This is a genomic window from Laribacter hongkongensis DSM 14985, assembly GCF_000423285.1.
In the GTDB taxonomy this organism is placed as follows: domain Bacteria; phylum Pseudomonadota; class Gammaproteobacteria; order Burkholderiales; family Aquaspirillaceae; genus Laribacter; species Laribacter hongkongensis.
The window spans coordinates 24,696-41,610 of the sequence record NZ_AUHR01000005.1 but is presented as its reverse complement, the minus strand read 5'-3'; the positions used below and the strand labels follow the sequence as shown (position 1 = coordinate 41,610).

At 63.6% G+C, this 16,915-nt stretch carries 16 protein-coding genes; 10 read left to right on the top strand and 6 right to left on the bottom strand.

Translation table 11 applies throughout. The features are described from left to right. Window positions 1–82: 82 nt before the first annotated feature. The 6 genes from mnmC (at window position 83) to ubiG (ending at window position 6,002) form a co-directional block, all read left to right on the top strand. On the top strand, window positions 83–1,990 hold the full coding sequence (mnmC, locus tag G542_RS0106015; RefSeq protein WP_012696440.1) for a bifunctional tRNA (5-methylaminomethyl-2-thiouridine)(34)-methyltransferase MnmC2/FAD-dependent 5-carboxymethylaminomethyl-2-thiouridine(34) oxidoreductase MnmC1: 1,908 nt from the start codon (window positions 83–85) through the stop codon (window positions 1,988–1,990). 117 nt (window positions 1,991–2,107) lie between these two features. Then, entirely contained in the window at window positions 2,108–2,731 is a 624-nt protein-coding gene (trhA, locus tag G542_RS0106010; protein ID WP_012696439.1) for a PAQR family membrane homeostasis protein TrhA, read from the top strand. A 166-nt stretch (window positions 2,732–2,897) separates the two neighbouring features. Continuing rightward, window positions 2,898–3,167, top strand: a complete 270-nt coding sequence (locus G542_RS0106005; RefSeq protein WP_051189937.1) for a DUF2442 domain-containing protein — start codon at window positions 2,898–2,900, stop codon at window positions 3,165–3,167. Between the two features lie 291 nt (window positions 3,168–3,458). Further along, entirely contained in the window at window positions 3,459–3,683 is a 225-nt protein-coding gene (locus tag G542_RS0106000) for a hypothetical protein (protein WP_012696436.1), read from the top strand. A gap of 254 nt (window positions 3,684–3,937) precedes the next feature. Further along, window positions 3,938–5,254: a TRZ/ATZ family hydrolase gene (locus G542_RS0105995; protein WP_012696435.1), complete on the top strand. Its 1,317-nt coding sequence runs from the start codon at window positions 3,938–3,940 to the stop codon at window positions 5,252–5,254. A 43-nt stretch (window positions 5,255–5,297) separates the two neighbouring features. Then, window positions 5,298–6,002 (top strand): bifunctional 2-polyprenyl-6-hydroxyphenol methylase/3-demethylubiquinol 3-O-methyltransferase UbiG, encoded by a 705-nt coding sequence (gene ubiG / locus G542_RS0105990; RefSeq protein WP_012696434.1) that lies wholly within the window; start codon window positions 5,298–5,300, stop codon window positions 6,000–6,002. A gap of 33 nt (window positions 6,003–6,035) precedes the next feature. On the opposite strand, the gene G542_RS0105985 is transcribed toward ubiG, so the two are convergent. Next, entirely contained in the window at window positions 6,036–6,320 is a 285-nt protein-coding gene (locus G542_RS0105985) for a hypothetical protein (RefSeq protein ID WP_012696433.1), read from the bottom strand. A gap of 173 nt (window positions 6,321–6,493) precedes the next feature. On the opposite strand from G542_RS0105985, the gene G542_RS0105980 reads away from it, so the two are divergent. Further along, window positions 6,494–7,924: an aminotransferase-like domain-containing protein gene (locus G542_RS0105980; RefSeq protein ID WP_012696432.1), complete on the top strand. Its 1,431-nt coding sequence runs from the start codon at window positions 6,494–6,496 to the stop codon at window positions 7,922–7,924. Window positions 7,925–8,445: 521 nt separating this feature from the next. On the opposite strand, the gene G542_RS17415 is transcribed toward G542_RS0105980, so the two are convergent. After that, window positions 8,446–9,447, bottom strand: a complete 1,002-nt coding sequence (locus tag G542_RS17415) for a GGDEF domain-containing protein (RefSeq protein ID WP_012696431.1) — start codon at window positions 9,445–9,447, stop codon at window positions 8,446–8,448. A 221-nt stretch (window positions 9,448–9,668) separates the two neighbouring features. Here G542_RS17415 and miaA point away from each other — a divergent pair, with 221 nt between their 5' ends. Next, on the top strand, window positions 9,669–10,604 hold the full coding sequence (gene miaA, locus G542_RS0105970) for a tRNA (adenosine(37)-N6)-dimethylallyltransferase MiaA (RefSeq protein ID WP_012696430.1): 936 nt from the start codon (window positions 9,669–9,671) through the stop codon (window positions 10,602–10,604). A gap of 61 nt (window positions 10,605–10,665) precedes the next feature. Here the strand turns inward: miaA and G542_RS0105965 are convergent, their stop codons facing one another. Both G542_RS0105965 and G542_RS0105960 read right to left on the bottom strand, forming a co-directional pair. Continuing rightward, window positions 10,666–11,793: a M14 family metallopeptidase gene (locus G542_RS0105965; RefSeq protein WP_012696429.1), complete on the bottom strand. Its 1,128-nt coding sequence runs from the start codon at window positions 11,791–11,793 to the stop codon at window positions 10,666–10,668. A gap of 113 nt (window positions 11,794–11,906) precedes the next feature. After that, entirely contained in the window at window positions 11,907–12,467 is a 561-nt protein-coding gene (locus tag G542_RS0105960; RefSeq protein WP_027823652.1) for a phasin family protein, read from the bottom strand. A gap of 340 nt (window positions 12,468–12,807) precedes the next feature. Here G542_RS0105960 and phaR point away from each other — a divergent pair, with 340 nt between their 5' ends. Together phaR and rimO are read left to right on the top strand one after the other, a co-directional pair. Next, window positions 12,808–13,404: a polyhydroxyalkanoate synthesis repressor PhaR gene (gene phaR, locus G542_RS0105955; RefSeq protein ID WP_012696427.1), complete on the top strand. Its 597-nt coding sequence runs from the start codon at window positions 12,808–12,810 to the stop codon at window positions 13,402–13,404. 154 nt (window positions 13,405–13,558) lie between these two features. After that, window positions 13,559–14,899 carry a 30S ribosomal protein S12 methylthiotransferase RimO gene (gene rimO, locus G542_RS0105950; protein WP_027823651.1) on the top strand — a complete coding sequence of 447 codons (1,341 nt, stop codon included), beginning with the start codon at window positions 13,559–13,561 and terminating at the stop codon, window positions 14,897–14,899. A 69-nt stretch (window positions 14,900–14,968) separates the two neighbouring features. On the opposite strand, the gene G542_RS0105945 is transcribed toward rimO, so the two are convergent. Then, window positions 14,969–15,946, bottom strand: a complete 978-nt coding sequence (locus G542_RS0105945; RefSeq protein ID WP_012696425.1) for a peptide ABC transporter ATP-binding protein — start codon at window positions 15,944–15,946, stop codon at window positions 14,969–14,971. Next, complete coding sequence (locus G542_RS0105940; protein ID WP_027823650.1) at window positions 15,943–16,905, bottom strand: ABC transporter ATP-binding protein; 963 nt, start codon at window positions 16,903–16,905, stop codon at window positions 15,943–15,945. Before G542_RS0105940 ends, G542_RS0105945 begins: the two co-directional genes overlap by 4 nt. Window positions 16,906–16,915 lie beyond the last annotated feature (10 nt).

Here is a 16,915-nt window from a genome sequence, read left to right as displayed (position 1 = left end):
AACATCCTATTCCTGCCATGTCACAGCGTCCAACAATCTTGAATGCGTATTTGATACAACTCTAATCAACATTTGATTCCCCATGTCCATCCAGCCAGCCCCTTTGCAATTCCGCTCCGACGGCACGCCATTCAGTCCGGTTTTTGACGATGTTTACCACTCTGCCGACGGCGGACCGGGCCAGTCCCGGGAGGTTTTCCTGCACGGCAACAACCTGCCTGCAGCCTGGCAGGGGCAAGCCGTTTTCACGATGCTGGAAACCGGCTTCGGCCCCGGGCTCAATTTCCTCACCACCCTCGCCGCATGGCGGGCTGATCCGCAACGCTGCCAGCGCCTGCATTTCATCTCGGTGGAAAAATTCCCGTTCACGCGGGACAGCCTGCAACACCTGCACGCGCAATGGCCCGGATTCGCCCGCGAAGCCGCCGACCTGCAGGCCCGCTGGCCCGTGCTCACACCGGGCTTTCACCGGCTGACCTTCGACGAAGGACGCGTGGTGCTCACGCTGCTGCTGGGCGATGCCCAGACCCTGCTGCCCCAGCTGGTCGCCCGCGTCGATGCCTTTTACCTTGACGGCTTCTCGCCGGCCAAAAACCCCGAACTCTGGTCCCCGGCCCTGTTCCGGACACTGGCACGCCTCGCCAGACCGCAAGCCACGCTGGCCACCTACACCTCTGCCGGTTTCGTGCGCCGCGGCCTGATCGACGCCGGCTTTGCGGTCGAGCGCCGGCCGGGCTTCGGCGGCAAGCGACAGATGCTGGGCGGCGTTTATGCCCGGCAGACACCGGTGCGCCAGCCTTGCTGGTCACGCCAGGAAGCACTGGTCATCGGGGCCGGGCTGGCCGGTGCCGCTGCCGCCGAACGGCTGGCGGCCCGCGGCTGGCAGGTCACCGTGCTGGAGCGCGAATCCGCCCCGGCGCAGCGTGCCTCGGGCAACCATGTCGGCGTGCTGCTGCCGGTCCTGTCACTGGACGACAACCTGCAGGCCCGGCTGGCACGCACCGGATTCCTGTATGCCCTGTCGCGTTTTGCCGAACTGCCGGCGTTTGAACACGGCCAGTGTGGCGTATTGCAACTGGCCCGGGATGACGAGCAGGCCGCACTGCAACGACGCGTGATTGAAACTGCCGGTTTTCCCGAGGGCTACGCCCGCTGGATGGATGCTGCCGAGGCGTCGGTACTGGCCGGAGCCCGCGTTCCGACCAGCGGCTGGTGGTTTGCCCAGGGCAGCTGGATTCACCCGCCGGCCTACTGCCGCAGCCAGCTCAATGCCCACGGCCCGCTCATCCGGGTGCTGACCCGCGCGGCCGCGGCACAGCTGGAGCGCGATCCCGGCTCGGGCGACTGGGTGGCCCGCGACGCTGCCGGCACCGAACTCGCCCGGGCTCCCGTCGCCATCATTGCCAATGCCACCGACGCCCTGCATCTCGCACAGACCGCCAGCCTGCCGCTCAGCAACAGCCGGCGCGTGGTCACGCTGCTGCCGGAAACGACGCCCCTGGCCGCCCGCGACATCGTGATCTGCCGCAATGCCTACCTGACACCGGCCCTGAACGGCCTGCGCGTACTGGGTGCGACCGAGGCACCGGCCGGTGCCGAAGCAGATCCGCACTGGCACGCGGCCAACCTAGACAAGCTCGGGCGCATGCTGCCGGGCCAGCAGACCGGTTTTTTACCGGACACCCTGACCGGCCGCGGCTGCGACCGCCCGAGCTCACCCGACCGCCTGCCGCTGGTCGGACCGCTGCCGGCCGCAGGCGCCCGTTTTGACGTCAAGCCGGCCCGGATCGAGCGTGCTCCGGGGCTTTACTGCGCCCTCGGTTTCGGTGCCCGCGGCCTTGCATGGGGCGCGCTGGCAGGCGAGCTGCTGGCCAGCCAGATCTGCGGTGAGCCCTTGCCGGTCGAGCGGGACCTGGCCGAGGCCTGCGATCCGGCCCGCTTCGGCTGGCGGGCCGCCAGACAACTGGCCCGTGAAAAGGTCAAATCTTAAGCCGTGCGCAACCCGGCAGGATCAAGCTGTGTCATATCGTGGTTTGGGCTGTTTTTATACCGGGTAAAAGACCACCGGACAGCACGGCGGCCAAACCGGCGGTTTCAGGGAGGAACGATGTATTACGGAGAACGCTTTAATGCGATCAGCCACATGGTCGGCGCGGTGGCCAGCATCGGCGCACTGGTGACCATGGTGGTCATTGCGGCCGGTACCAGCGACCCGTACCGCGTGGTCGGTGCCAGCGTGTTCGGCGCCACGCTGGTGTTGCTGTACGTGATTTCGACGCTGTACCACAGCGTCAAGGGCCGCAGCAAAAACGTGCTGCAAAAATTCGACCACTGCGCCATTTACCTGCTGATTGCCGGCAGCTACACCCCGTATGCCCTGGTCACCCTGCAGGGTACCTGGGGCTGGACCCTGTTCGGCCTGATCTGGGGACTGGCCGCATTCGGCATCGTGCAGGAGGTAACCATCAGCCGCAAAAGCCAGACCCGCTGGCTGTCACTGCTGATCTATCTGGTCATGGGCTGGCTGGTGCTGATTGCCATCAAGCCCCTGATCGCCAACCTGGCCACTGCGGGCCTGGTCTGGCTGGTGCTGGGCGGGCTGGTATACAGCATTGGCGTGTACTGGTTCATCAACGACGAGAAAATCCGCCACGGCCACGGCATCTGGCACCTCTTTGTACTGGGCGGCAGCCTGTGCATGGTGATCAGCGTGGTGGGCTGGGTGCTCTGACCGGTTCCGGCAAAGCCTGGCAAGACAGCGGCCGCAGCCCCGATGCTGCGGCCGCTGCATATCTGCCTGCCGTGCGGAATCCGGCCAGACCATCCGGCCGATAGTCGCCGGAGCGGGCTTGTGCAATGATGCGTGCGCTCTTTCTCCTTCCTTGCGAGTGCTGCCCATGGAACACCGCCCTGCCGACACGCCCGCTGCCGACCTGCATTTTGTCAGCCTCGGATTCGATGCCACCCATCTGACTGCCCGCCTTTCCAGCGGCAAGGATCTTCGTGTACCGCTGGCATGGTTTCCCCGGTTGCGCGATGCCACACCGGAACAGTTGCAGCAATTCAAGCTGCTCCCGCGGGAAATCCACTGGGACATGCTGCGTTTTGACCTGTGCCTGGACGGTCTGCTGCATCTTTGCCACAACAGTCAGGCCGGACCGCATTGAAAACGGTCATAAAGGTCAATTTTCCTACCTTATGGTCCGGCCGGTCCTGCCGGGCCATTCTCAACTTTGGCAAGTTTCCCTGGCTGGTGCTGCCGTTTCACCTGCTTGCCTGGCCCGCTTTCTGCGCCGGCATGCATCCGGCACCACGCTTCACGATGACAAGAAAATCCATGTCGCATGCAAACAAGCTTTGCCGGGGCGGATATAAGTAATTCCACTTAAATTCCCGTAAACTGCCAATGGACTATTTAGGACAACTTGCTTTCAAGTTGTGTCATGACTGGAGCAGTAATGAGTACCCCTCCCCGCCCTACCTGCAAGCATGTGCGCTGTAGCCAGATCGCCGTTGCCCTCGTCATCAAGCATATCCGGGATCAAGGAGTCGACCTGTACAAAGCCATGGAAGATGCCCGCAACGAGGCACTCGTACTGGCAAACGACGAAGACCCCGTCGTATCCGATCACATGGACTGTGTCAGCAGCCTGCTGGAACAGATCGAAGAATCACTGTTGTAAACCGCCAGTCCCCGTACCCCGGCTGAAGTCCGCCGGACGGGGACCGGACCTGCAGACGATGGCCCGTCACGCCAGGCCCGCACCTGTCCGGCACCAGCCTCCTTCACACCGGCCAGTCTGCCTGCCACTGCATTTCCGCCCTCCTGCCCGGCCGGTCAGGAGTTTGCATGCCCTGCAAGGGCGGCCCGTTTGTCTTGCCCGCGGACGGCAGCCCTCCTACACTCGCCGCATTTCCCTCTTTAGACTTGCACGCCATGCCCCATGCCGACTTGCTGGTGGATGCCCGCTGGATCGTTCCGGTCGAGCCGCACGCCACCGTGCTCGAACACCACAGCCTCGCCGTTTCCGGCGGCCGCATTGCCGCCATCCTGTCACCGGCCGAGCGTGCCCACTGGCAGGCCGGCGAAACCGTCAGCCTGCCCTCGCACGTGCTGCTGCCGGGCCTGATCAACCTGCACGGCCATTCGGCCATGACCCTGCTGCGCGGCTATGCCGACGACCTGGCACTGATGGACTGGCTAACCAACCACATCTGGCCGGCCGAAGGCCGGCATGTGCGTGATGATTTCGTCTTTGACGGCACCTTGCTGGCCATGGCCGAAATGATCCGCAGTGGTACCACCACCATCAACGACATGTACTTCTTCCATGGTGCGGTGGCCCGCGCCGGCCTTCAGGCCGGACTGCGCACCTTCGTCGGCTGCACCATCCTGGAGTTCCCGACCAATTACGCCGCCTGTGCTGATGAATACCTGCAAAAAGCCCTGGCCGAGCGGCAGGACTACCTGGGCGAGGAGCGCGTTACGTTCACGCTGGCGCCGCATGCGCCCTACACCGTGTCGGACGACACTTTCCGCAAGATTGTCACCACCGCCGAGCAGGCCGACATGCTGGTGCATTGCCATATCCACGAAACGGCCGGCGAAGTGGCTGACAGCCTGCGCGACCACGGTGTCCGGCCGCTGGCGCGTCTGGCCGGTCTGGGCCTGCTGTCGCCGCGGCTGACCGCTGCGCACATGGTGCATGTCGATGACGGCGATCTGGAGCTGGCAGCCAGGTACGGCATCAGCGTGGCGCACAACCCGACCTCCAACATGAAGCTCGCCAGCGGCATTGCCCCGGTCAGCCGGATGCTGGACGCCGGCATCAATGTCGGTATCGGCACTGATGGCGCCGCCAGCAACAACAAGCTCGACATGCTGGCCGACACCCGCATGACTGCCCTGCTGGCCAAGGTCGGCACGCTGGACCCGACCGCCGTGCCGGCCGCCACGGCCCTGCGCATGGCCACGCTCAACGGCGCCAGGGCCTTGGGCATTGACGACAGGGTGGGATCACTGGAAACGGGCAAGCAGTTCGACGCCATCGCGCTGAATCTGGACTGCGTCGAAACCGCTCCGGCTTTTGATCCGATCTCGCATCTGGTGTACGCCGCCGGCCGCGAGCAGGTCGAAGAGGTATGGGTGGCAGGCGAGCGCCTGTTGCAGGCCGGCCGGCTGACCACGCTGGACCTGCCGGTCCTCAAGGCCACCGCGGCCGAATGGCGCGAGCGCATTGCCGCCCGCAATTGATGACTGCGGGTCCACGCACCCGCTTTTTGCAGGATGTTGCACCATGCAGGAAAACGTCGACCACGTTGAAATCGACAAGTTCAGCCAGATGGCCCACAAATGGTGGGATCTGGACGGCGAGTTCAAGCCCTTGCACCAGATCAATCCGCTGCGCACGGGGTATATCGACCACCACGCTCCGCTGGCCGGCACCCGCGTCATCGACGTGGGCTGCGGTGGCGGCATCCTGTCCGAAGCGCTGGCCCGGGCCGGAGCCAGCGTCACCGGCATCGATCTTGCGAAAAAATCGCTGAAAGTGGCGCAGCTGCACGCGCTCGACCAGGGGCTCTCCATCGATTACCGCTGCATTGCCGTCGAAACCCTGGCCGCCGAAGTGCCGGCCAGCTTTGACAGCGTGATCTGCATGGAACTCCTTGAGCACGTGCCGGATCCGCAGAGTATCATCAGCGCCTGCGCCGCCCTGGTCAGACCGGGCGGCTACGTATTCCTCTCCACCCTCAACCGCAACCTCAAGAGCTACCTGATGGCCGTGGTGGGTGCGGAATACGTGCTGAACTGGCTGCCGCGCGGCACGCATGACTACGCCCGCTTCATCCGCCCGTCGGAAATGGCACGCATGACGCGCCAGGCCGGGCTGGAAGTGGTCGATGTGTCCGGCATGCGCTACCGTCCGCTGCCGCGCGATTACGTACTCGATCCGGCCGATACCAGCGTCAACTACCTGATGGCCTGCCGGCGGCCCGGCTGAAACAAACTGCGGGCGGCCATGCCGCCCGCTTCCCTATCCGGCATTGCCGGGCAAGGCCTCCAGCCAGCGCTGCAATCCGTAAAAACGGGCTGGCGCCACCTCTCCCCTCACCCAGCACACCGACTCGGCCACCATCGACTGCACCAGCACCTTGCAGCCAGCCGCCATCACCGGCTGGGTCCAGCTTTCTCCGGCCCGCAGGGTAATGTCGCGCGGACCGGCCGTGATCCATACCACGCCGCGTTCACAGTAAAACTGGCGCGATACGTTGCCCTCCAGCGCCCGCAATTTCCATTCCGTCAGCAGCAGCTTGTCCATGCCATGTTCCTCCCCGGTTGATGGCACCAGATTACGGGTCACGGCACCGGTCCCGACAGCCACACCCGGGCACAAGTTGCAGCAGTACAGTTGCAGCCTGGCGGCAACTGTCACCCTCCCGGAGAGCGCAATCTGTCACTGTGCTGCACCGCCACATCGTTTATGATTTTTGCATGAACGCACCGACTCCAGCCCTGTACCGCCAGCTGGCCGACGACATTGCCGGCCAGATCCATCAAGGCATCCTGCACGCCGGCGAACGCCTGCCCTCGCTGCGGAACATGCGCGAACGTACCGGGCTGAGCCTGAATACGGTACAGGAAGCCTTCCGCCTGCTGGAAGACCGGGGACTGGTGGATGCGCGTCCCCAGTCCGGCTTTTTCGTGCGCCGCCAGAGTCATGACGCACCGCCGCCACCCATGCAGCCAACCACGATTACAGTCGATCCCCTGCTGTGGAACTATGTGCAGGACATCCGCCTGCAATACGAGGGGCGACTGTGCGGATTCCGCAGCGTCATCCCGCCAGCCGGACTGTTGCCGGTCACCCAGCTGCAACGCCTGCTGGTGGATTGCGCGCGCCGGCGTCCGGACCTGCTGGCCGACTACGGCTCGCCCAGCGGCATTCCGGAACTGCGCCGCCAGGTGGCCCGGCATGCGCTGGCCTGGGGTGGGCAGATGGCACCGGACAACCTGATCGTCACCCTCGGCACCATCGAGGCTCTCAATCTGGCCCTGCGCGCCCTGACCCGGCCCGGTGACGTGGTGGCAGTCGAGTCTCCCACCTATTTTTCCCTGCTCCAGTGCCTGGAATCCCTCGGCCTGCGGGTGGTGGAAATCCCCACCGATCCGGCCACCGGCATTTCAGTGGAAGCGCTGGAGCTGGCCACGCGGGACCATGCCGTGCAGGCCGTGGTGCTGGTGCCGAATTTTTCCAATCCGACCGGGGCACTGATGCCGGATCATGCCAAGGCCCAGGTGGCCAAGCTGATGAGCGAGCGCGACATTCCGCTGATCGAAGACGATGTGTATGGCGAACTGCATTTCAGCGGCCCGCGCCCCCGTCCCATCAAGGCGTTTGACCGTACCGGACACGTGCTCTACTGCTCCTCGCTGACCAAGGCCGTGGCACCGGGGCTGCGTATCGGCTGGATCGAACCCGGCCGCTACCGCGACCGGGTGCTGATACAGAAATACATCACTACCCACTCCACTCCCTCGCTCAACCAGCTGGTGCTGGCCCGCTTCATGGAGGACGGCGGCTACCAGCGCCACTTGCGCCAGTTCCGTCGCCGCACCCGCGAACAGGTCGAGCTGGTAGCCGATGCGGTTGAACGGTTTTTTCCGCCCGGCACGCGCTTTTCCCGCCCCCAGGGCGGCTTTGCACTCTGGCTGGAATTGCCGGACCCGGCATTCGACAGCGTGAAGCTGTTCCACGCAGCCCGGAAGGAAGGCATCGGCATGGCCCCCGGCCCGCTGTTTTCGGCACGGGGCGGCTATCGCCATGCCCTGCGCCTGTCCTGTACGGCTCCGTGGGATGCCGACCAGGACAGGCGGCTGGCACGGCTGGGCGAACTGGCCGGACAGCAACTGCTCAGGCCGTAGCCGCGCCACATGCCGGCACGGTACCGGCCACCAGTGCAGGACAAATCGATCACCGCAGGGCTGCACGTTTCTGGTCACCGTGCGGAACGGTAGCCGAACCCGCTGCTGGCACGAGCCGGGCAACACCGGCCCGGCTTTTTTGACATGCCGGAACGGGGCAGGCAGGTCCGGAACGGGCAGCCAGCAGCTGGTACCCGGAGAAAACCGGCCATCAAGCATGACAGGCCGCACTCAGTCAGTGCCCACGGCATTCTGTGTGCGACCGATCTTCAATGGTGGACATTGCCCATGGCCCGGCCTGTGTACCAGGCAGGCTGCCGGCAAGGCGGCTGGAGCAGGCGTGCCTGCATACCTTAGGGAATCAGTCATCACCAGCGCAGGGCCGGGACACGGTCCGTGGTCCGGGTAGCAATGACGATGTCTGGCCACATGCCCCGGTACGAACAGCAGCCCCTGCATGAGGTCGGGCAAACCGGAGAGGTCAGCCCGCGGCGCAGCACGCCGTGCGGCATGACACCAGATCAGGACAGCACGCAGGTCATGCGGCTGACGCCATCGGCGCCGGGCAGCAGCATGCAGGTGCGGTTACGCCCGGTACGCTTGGCCTCGTACAGGGCCTGGTCGGCATCTTCCAGCAGATGCTCCACCCATTTTTCGTCCGGCCGGATGCCTTGGGCGCCTTCGGTCGGCACGGGTGCCAGCCCGATGCTGATCCGGAAAGGAATGACTCGGTCGCGGAAGACAGCCGGGGTGTTTTCACAACGCCGGCGGATACGCTCGGCCATGGCCACGGCGTTGGCCGTCTGGCCGGTCGGGATCAGCACACAGAATTCTTCGCCACCAAAGCGGCAGCTCAGGTCGTCGGCCCGCAACTCGGCCCGCAGGCAGTCGGCCACGGTGCGGATGACAGCGTCACCGGCAATGTGACCATGGGTATCGTTGATGGCCTTGAAGTGGTCAATGTCGGCCATCAGGATGTACGCGCCACGCCGGGCCAGGTTCATGGTCAGCCAGTCACCCAGCTGGTTGAAAAAGATGCGGCGGGTCATCAGGCCGGTCAGCGCGTCGTGGTTGGCTTGGTCCAGTTGCGACAGGCTTTGCGCCAGTTGCTCGCGCATGGTCTGGATTTCGCTGACGTCCTGGTGATAGCCCATGATCTCGAACCAGTTGCCGTGGTTGCCGACCAGACGGCCACCACAACGGATATGGATGCGACCGAGCTCGGGGTGCTCCCATGGATATTCGACCTCGGCATAGTGGTTGGAGACGATGCGTTCGACGCATTCCACCACCTGGCTTTCATACGCGGGCGAAATGCGCTCGTGCCAGTGCTGGTAGCACACGCCAGGTTCGGGATGAGCATCCAGCCCCAGCAGCTCCAGCATGGTTTCATTGCCGACCATTTCATAGCGCTCCTGCTCTGGGTACAGGGTGATTTTCCACAACCCGGTATTGCCGGCGCGCAAAGCCTCATTCACCCACTTGGGGTCGTGAAACAACGCTGAATATTGCTGGTTTGTCATGTAGGGAAAAATGTCGAGGCTGGTCTGAACCTGTTCTCCGGCACCGGAAAACCCTTGCCTTCAATTACATGAACACGCCCAAAACTACCGGTTCATTCTAAAGGAATGGCAACCAATCATACCATTATGCCTATCAACTAGGAGGTGATTTTGACCCGCAGCCCGGCTCTGTTACCCTCCGCCTCTTCCCCTTTTCCTGCCATTTGCCGCTGGAGTCCTGCATGTCCCTCCCCAAGGCCATCTTCCTGATCGGACCCACCGCCTGCGGCAAGACCGGACTCGCCATCGAGCTGTCAAAGCGCCTGCCGGTCGAGCTGATCAGCGTGGATTCAGCCCTGATCTATCGCGGCATGGATATCGGTACGGCCAAACCGACAGCGGATGAACTCGCCGAGGCACCGCATCACCTGATCGACATCCGCTCGCCGCTCGAACGCTATTCAGCCGCTGAATTTGTGGCTGATGCCCGCTCCCTGATGGACGATATCGTTGCCCGCGGCCGCATTCCGCTGCTGGTCGGCGGAACCATGCTGTACTTCAAGGCACTTGCCGAAGGGCTGTCGGACCTGCCCCCGGCCAATCCGGCCATCCGGGCCGGACTGGATGCCCGGGCTGCCATGCTGGGCTGGCCGGCCCTGCATCAGGAACTGGCCCGGATTGACCCGCAGACAGCTGCACGCCTGGCCCCCCACGACAGCCAGCGGCTCCAGCGCGCGCTGGAAGTGTGGCAGCTGACGGGACAGCCGCTGTCCAGTTTCCACACCGACGAAAAGACAACAGCATTGCCATTCAACGTACTCCGGCTTGCACTGGATACCGGTGAGCGTGCCTGGATCCACGAGCGCATTGCCCGCCGGTTCCGGCTGATGCTGGATGCAGGCTTCGTGGATGAAATGCGGACGCTACTGCATGACTATCCGGAACTGCATCCGGATCTGCCCTCCATGCGTTGCGTCGGATACCGGCAGGCGTGGGAATGGCTGCGCGGAGAATGCAGCGAAGACGAATTCATCGAGCGCGGCATCGCCGCCACCCGCCAGCTGGCCAAGCGGCAGATTACCTGGATGCGCTCAATGCCGGACCTCGTCCGGCTGGAATGCCGGTCTGCCGACACGCTGACACCGGCACTGGCTGCCTGCTCGGCCTTTCTGGACTGATGCCGGAAAAACACAGGGACGCTGGCAGCGTCCCTGTTCACATCCAGCCGCCGAAGGGCGGTCAGCGCAGGCGGTTGAGCACGGCGTAAACCGGGTTCAGCATGGCCTCGCCCAGCCGGATACTGCGCTGGCTGCTCCAGCCGTAGTCGTCGTCAGGCAGGTTGTCGTTGTCCTTGAACGGCATTTCCAGCGTGAAGGCCAAGCAACCGAACGTGTGTCCGACCCAGTTGGTAGCGAGGCTGAGATTGGCTTCTCCCGGTGCATCCTTGTCGTAGCCGTGGGTATCCTGGAAATCCGGGCTCGCCAGCGCCAGCGTTTCCTTGAAGCGGGCTTCAAGCACGGCAATGCGTTCGCCATAGCCGGGCACACCTTCGGTACCGGCCACAAACACGTAAGGAATGGCTTCGTCGCCGTGGATGTCGAGGAACAGGTCGACACCGGTTTCCTGCATCTTCTGCCGGACGCACAGCACTTCCGGACTGCGCTCGGCACTGGGTGCCAGCCACTCACGGTTGAGGTTGGCACCGACGGCATTGGTACGCAGGTTGCCGCGTACGCCACCGTCCGGGTTCATGTTCGGCACGATGTAGAACGTGGCGTGTTCGAGCAAGGCCCGCGACAGCGGATCCTGCCAGTCAAGCAGCCGGCGCAGGAAACCGTCGACAAACCATTCGGCCATGGTTTCGCCAGGGTGCTGGCGGGCAATCAGCCAGACTTTCAGGTCGGACGCGACCTGGTTGCCCACGGTCAGCAGGTTGATGTCCCGCCCGTCCAGCGTGGAACCCAGGTCATCCAGCTGGCACAGGCCCGAGCCCTGGGCTTCGCCGATCAGGTCAAGGTGCCGTTCATGGCTGTACGGTTCGAAGTAGGCGTAATAGACGCTGTTGGACAACGGGGTGTGTTCAATGACCAGCTCGCCGTTTTCATAGCGGGTCGGTACCCGGAACCAGTTGCTGCGGTCATAGGAGGCGCAGGCCTGGTAGTCATCCCAGCCTTCGGGATAGGCAGCATCGCACGCATTGAGGATGCGCAGCACACAGGGCTGGTAGGCCACGCCCTGCAACCGGAAATGGAACCACTGGGCAAATCCGGCTGCATTGTCCGGTCGCAGGCGTAACTGGATATCGTCGTAGCGCTCGGCTGAGACAACATCGATGCTGCCGGCGTCGAACTGGGTACTGATCTTCATGGGTGCAAGGCCGATCATGTTGAAAAATCACAAACTGCCATTGTAGTCCTGCCGGCGGCCAACAAAAAACCCTGCCGGTCAGGCAGGGTGTGCTGGCGATACGACTGCGCCGGTCAGGCCGTTGCCTGCGAAGCGGCCTTCTTGCTGGCGTTGCGCACGGCGTCAGCCGTGGCGGTCGAGGCAGCCTTGACGCTGGTACCGGCAAATTCGGCTACTTGCTGGGCTGCCTTGGTCATGCTGTTGACGGCAGCGGCCGAGGCAGCGATGCCCGACTTGACGGCATTGACGGCCGACTCGCTGCCGGCCGGTGCATTCTTGGCCAGTGCATCGATGGTACTGATCATCGACTTGTTGAGCAGGCCGATGTTGTCTTCGGCGAGCTTGGCCACTTCGCCCTGGATTTCCGACACGGCTTCGTACAGGTTGCGCGCATGGTTCACGGCCTGTTCCAGCGAAGCGCTGGCTGCCTTGCTGACATGGTTGGCCACATCCTGCGGATTGGAGAGCTTGACCAGCTCGCCCACCAGCTTGCCCTGATCGTCCAGCGACTGGCGCGACATGTCGAGTTGCAGGCGGACGATACGCTCGATACCACCGAACGAAATCTGGCTCAGGCGCAGGAACGAGTCGATCTGGCTGGCATGCACTTTGCGGATTTCTTCCTGGTTAAACATGGGTGTCTCCTCAATGGACGGACGTGGATGGGGGATCCGGAACAGGTTTGTGCTACGCAACATACGGGATGATTCTATGGAGCCATGCATTCCAACGTCAACCTGTTATTGCATTTCGTCATGGCAATTTCTCCATAACGATTAATGACTTGCCAAGGTCATTTACATCTACTATGAGGCCGCCGCAACGCAGCAAACCCAAGCCCCGCGGGCATGCAACACTCATGCCGCATGGCTACCGGATAGCTGCGGCGGCGCGTATGATGCGTACGACTTCCAACACCTTTGCTGCACCGTACAGCCGTTCACACCGATAAAAATCCGCTGCAGGAGACACACCATGACCACGGAAAAACGCGTCATCAAGAAATACCCGAACCGCCGTCTGTATGACACCGCCACCAGTTCCTACATCACGCTGGAGGACGTCAAGCAGCTGGTTCTCGACCATATCGACATCCAGGTCACCGACGCCAAGACCCAGGAAGACATCACCCGCAGCGTATTGCTCCAGATCATCCTGGAAGAAGAATCCTCCGGCGCCCCGCTCTTCACCTACGACGTCCTGACCCGGCTGATCCGTTTTTACGGCAACGCCATGCAGGGCCTGATGGGCGGCTATCTGGAAAAGAACCTCGAACTCTTCTCGCAGATGCAGAACAAGCTGCAGGACCAGACCCGCCAGATGATGGGCGACAACCCGCTGACGCAAGGCTCAAACCTCTGGGCCGAATACATGAAGTTCCAGGGCCCGGCCGTACAGAACATGATGACCAACTACCTCGAACAGAGCACCAACATGTTCGTCGAGATGCAGTCGCAGATGCAGGAACGCACCAAGCAGATCTTCACCGGCTTCCCGTTTGCCGGTTATGCCGGCGAAACCCCGGCAGCCGGCGAATCCGCCCCGCCGGCCGGCAAGCCCGCCAAAAAATAAGCCGCCCCAAGCGCCTGTTGTTGCTGTATCATCCCGCGCGATTTTGACCTGAGGCCGACGCCCGAAAGTGTCGGCCTCAGGTTTTTTGCAAGGATGATCCCCTCATGCCCCACGCAGCCCGCCCGGACATCATCCGTCAATACGGAGCACGCCCATGACCCAGTCCACGACCAGCCCCAGCCCGCGTATAGGTGTCGTATCCCTTGGCTGCCCCAAAGCCTCGGTCGATACCGAACAGATCCTCACCCGCCTGCGGGCCGAAGGCTACGAACTGTCGTCCAGCTACGACAATGCCGACCTGGTGGTCGTCAACACCTGCGGCTTCATCGACGACGCCGTGGCCGAATCGCTGGATGCCATAGGCGAAGCCCTGAAGGAAAACGGCAAGGTCATCGTCACCGGCTGCCTTGGCGCCCGCGAAGGCGGCAACATGGTGCGCGACGTGCACCCGTCGGTGCTGGCCGTCACCGGCGCCCATGCCACCGACGAAGTGCTGGCCCACGTTCACGCCCACCTGCCCAAGCCGCACGACCCGTTTGTCGACCTCGTGCCCGGTACCGGCGTACGCCTGACGCCGAAGCACTACGCCTACCTGAAGATTTCCGAAGGCTGCAACCACCGCTGCACCTTCTGCATCATCCCGCAGCTGCGCGGCGATCTCGTCAGCCGGCCGGTTCACGATGTGCTGCAAGAGGCAGAAAACCTCGCCAAAGGCGGCGTCAGGGAACTGCTGGTGGTGTCGCAGGACACGTCGGCCTATGGGGTCGACCTCAAGTACCGCACCGGCTTCTGGCAAGGCCGGCCGATCCGCACCCGCCTGCTGGAGCTGTCACGCGAACTGGGCCAGATGGGCATGTGGACGCGCCTGCACTACGTCTATCCGTACCCGAGCGTCGACGAGATCATTCCGCTGATGGCCGAAGGACTGGTGCTGCCCTACCTCGACATCCCGTTCCAGCACGCCTCGCAGAAGGTGCTCAAGGCCATGCAGCGCCCGGCCAACAGCGAAAACGTGCTGGCCCGCATCAAGAAATGGCGCGACATCTGCCCGGACCTCGCCCTGCGCTCCACCTTCATCGTCGGCTTCCCCGGCGAAACCGAGGACGACTTCCAGGAACTGCTCGGTTTCCTTGAAGAAGCCCAGCTCGACCGCGTCGGCTGTTTCACCTATTCCAACGTCGACGGCGCACCGGCCAAGGCGATGGACGGGCAGATTCCCGAAGAAATCAAGCAGGAGCGCCAGGCCCGCTTCATGGAAGTACAGGCGCGCATCAGTGCCGCCCGCCTCGCAGCCAAGGTCGGCCGCACGCTCGACGTGATCGTGGACGAAGTCGACAGCGAAGCCGACGGACTGGCCTGCCGCTCGCGCTACGATGCGCCGGAAATCGACGGCAATGTCTACATCGACGGCGTGGGCAATGCCCGGCCGGGTGACATCCTCACCGTGAAGGTCGTCGATGCCGACGAGCACGACCTGTGGGCCGAGCGCGTCTGAGTACCGTACCGCCACGCAAAAAAACGCCACCCGGCCGGGTGGCGTTTTGCATGCCGGGTACAGCGGCGGTCAGCTGTTGATCCGCTCGGCGTGGTGGCAGGCCACCTGCGTGGCTCCGACCGCACGCAGTTCCGGTGCATCTTCCTTGCAGCGCGCGTCGGCAAACGGACAGCGCTTGTGGAAGGCACAGCCGCCGGGCGGATTGAGCGGGCTGGGCAGCTCTCCCTCGATCCGGATCTTGATGCGGCGGTTTTCCGGGTGGATCGACGGTGTGGCCGACAGCAGTGCCTGGGTGTAGGGATGCAGCGGGCGGGCATACAGGGTCGGCTTGTCGGCTACCTCCACTGCCCGGCCCAGATACATCACCATCACGTCATCCGCCACATGCTCGACCACCGCCAGGTTGTGGGTGATGAACACATAGGCGGTATGGAACTCCTCTTGCAGGTCCATGAACAGGTTGAGCACCTGCGCCTGGATCGACACGTCCAGCGCGCTGGTCGGCTCGTCCGCCACCACGATTTTCGGATTCAGCATCATCGCCCGGGCAATGGCGATGCGCTGGCGCTGGCCGCCGGAGAACATGTGCGGATAGCGGAAATAGTGCTCACTGCGCAGGCCTACCCGCGCCATCATGTCCTGCACCCGCTCGCGGCGCGCAGCGGCGTCAAGATCAGCCCGGTTGATGGCCAGCGGCTCGCCCAGCTGCTGGCCGATCTTCTGCCGCGGATTGAGCGAACCGTAGGGGTTCTGGAACACCATCTGCACCTTCTGGCGCAGTTTCTTGACGACAGCCGCACCGGACTGGCTGACATCCACGCCATCCAGCATCAGACGGCCGGACGTCGGCGCTTCGATCAGGGTCAGCTGGCGCGCCAGCGTCGACTTGCCGCACCCCGACTCGCCCACCACCGCCAGCGTACGGCCGGGCATGAGGTCAAAACTGACGCCGTTCAGCGCCTTGACCGTTGCCTCGCCCTTGAGGAAACCCCGGCTCACCTGATAGTGGCGGGTGAGATCGCGGGCAGAAAGAATGGTGTCACTCATGCGACCTCCGGATAGGCAAGCGGGTAATAGCAGCGTGATTCGCCCTGCGGCGTCATCACCAGACTCGGGCGTTTGGCGTGGCAGTCAGGCCGGGCAAACGGACAGCGCGGACCCAGCAGGCAGCCGGCCGGCCGGTCCCACGCTCCCGGCACGACGCCGGGCAGCGTCTGCAAGCGCTCGGCGCCCTTGCTGTGCTCGGGAATGGCCGCCAGCAGGGCCCCGGTATACGGATGACGCGGCGTGCGGAAGAGCTGCGGCACCGTGCCGGTCTCCACCACCTGGCCGGCATACATCACCTGCACCCGCTGCGCCACCTCGGCAATCACCGCCAGATCGTGGGTGATCATCACCAGTGCCATGCCCTGCTCTTTTTGCAGGCTGACCAGCAGGTTCATGATCTGTGCCTGGATGGTGACATCCAGCGCCGTGGTCGGCTCGTCGGCAATCAGCAGCTTGGGGTTGCAGGCAATCGCCATGGCGATTACCACCCGCTGGCTCATGCCGCCCGACAGCTGGTGCGGAAACGTGTCCAGCCGGCTTTTGGCGGCCGGGATTTCCACCATTTCCATCAGTTCCACCGCCCGCGCCTTCAGCGCGCTGCCACGCAGCCCCTGGTGCAGCCGGAGCACCTCCATGATCTGGAAGCCCACCGTATAGCTCGGGTTCAGGCTGGTCATCGGATCCTGGAAGATCATGGCGATGTCGCGGCCGACAATGCGCCGCCGCGCCCGCTCGCTGATGGTCAGCAGGTCCTGGCCGTCAAACTGCATGCGGTCGGCCTTGATGTGGCCATTGCTGTCCAGCAGGCCCATCAGCGCCATCATGGTGACCGACTTGCCGGAGCCGGATTCACCGACGATGCCGACGATCTCGCCGGCCTCCACCGTCAGGTCCACCCCTTCCACTGCATTGAAACGGCCAAAGCTGACCGACAGGTTGGCGATTTCCAACAGACTCATGTCGTCCTCC

Coding starts and splice junctions, on each gene's coding strand:
- G542_RS0105985 (WP_012696433.1), bottom strand. CDS start 6,320: ATGGACAAGCTGCTGCTGACGGAATGGAAATTGCGGGCGCTGGAGGGC.
- phaR (WP_012696427.1), top strand. CDS start 12,808: ATGACCACGGAAAAACGCGTCATCAAGAAATACCCGAACCGCCGTCTG.
- G542_RS0106005 (WP_051189937.1), top strand. CDS start 2,898: ATGGAACACCGCCCTGCCGACACGCCCGCTGCCGACCTGCATTTTGTC.
- G542_RS17415 (WP_012696431.1), bottom strand. CDS start 9,447: ATGACAAACCAGCAATATTCAGCGTTGTTTCACGACCCCAAGTGGGTG.
- G542_RS0106000 (WP_012696436.1), top strand. CDS start 3,459: ATGAGTACCCCTCCCCGCCCTACCTGCAAGCATGTGCGCTGTAGCCAG.
- G542_RS0105980 (WP_012696432.1), top strand. CDS start 6,494: ATGAACGCACCGACTCCAGCCCTGTACCGCCAGCTGGCCGACGACATT.
- G542_RS0105960 (WP_027823652.1), bottom strand. CDS start 12,467: ATGTTTAACCAGGAAGAAATCCGCAAAGTGCATGCCAGCCAGATCGAC.
- miaA (WP_012696430.1), top strand. CDS start 9,669: ATGTCCCTCCCCAAGGCCATCTTCCTGATCGGACCCACCGCCTGCGGC.
- rimO (WP_027823651.1), top strand. CDS start 13,559: ATGACCCAGTCCACGACCAGCCCCAGCCCGCGTATAGGTGTCGTATCC.
- G542_RS0105965 (WP_012696429.1), bottom strand. CDS start 11,793: ATGAAGATCAGTACCCAGTTCGACGCCGGCAGCATCGATGTTGTCTCA.
- mnmC (WP_012696440.1), top strand. CDS start 83: ATGTCCATCCAGCCAGCCCCTTTGCAATTCCGCTCCGACGGCACGCCA.
- G542_RS0105940 (WP_027823650.1), bottom strand. CDS start 16,905: ATGAGTCTGTTGGAAATCGCCAACCTGTCGGTCAGCTTTGGCCGTTTC.
- G542_RS0105945 (WP_012696425.1), bottom strand. CDS start 15,946: ATGAGTGACACCATTCTTTCTGCCCGCGATCTCACCCGCCACTATCAG.
- G542_RS0105995 (WP_012696435.1), top strand. CDS start 3,938: ATGCCCCATGCCGACTTGCTGGTGGATGCCCGCTGGATCGTTCCGGTC.
- ubiG (WP_012696434.1), top strand. CDS start 5,298: ATGCAGGAAAACGTCGACCACGTTGAAATCGACAAGTTCAGCCAGATG.
- trhA (WP_012696439.1), top strand. CDS start 2,108: ATGTATTACGGAGAACGCTTTAATGCGATCAGCCACATGGTCGGCGCG.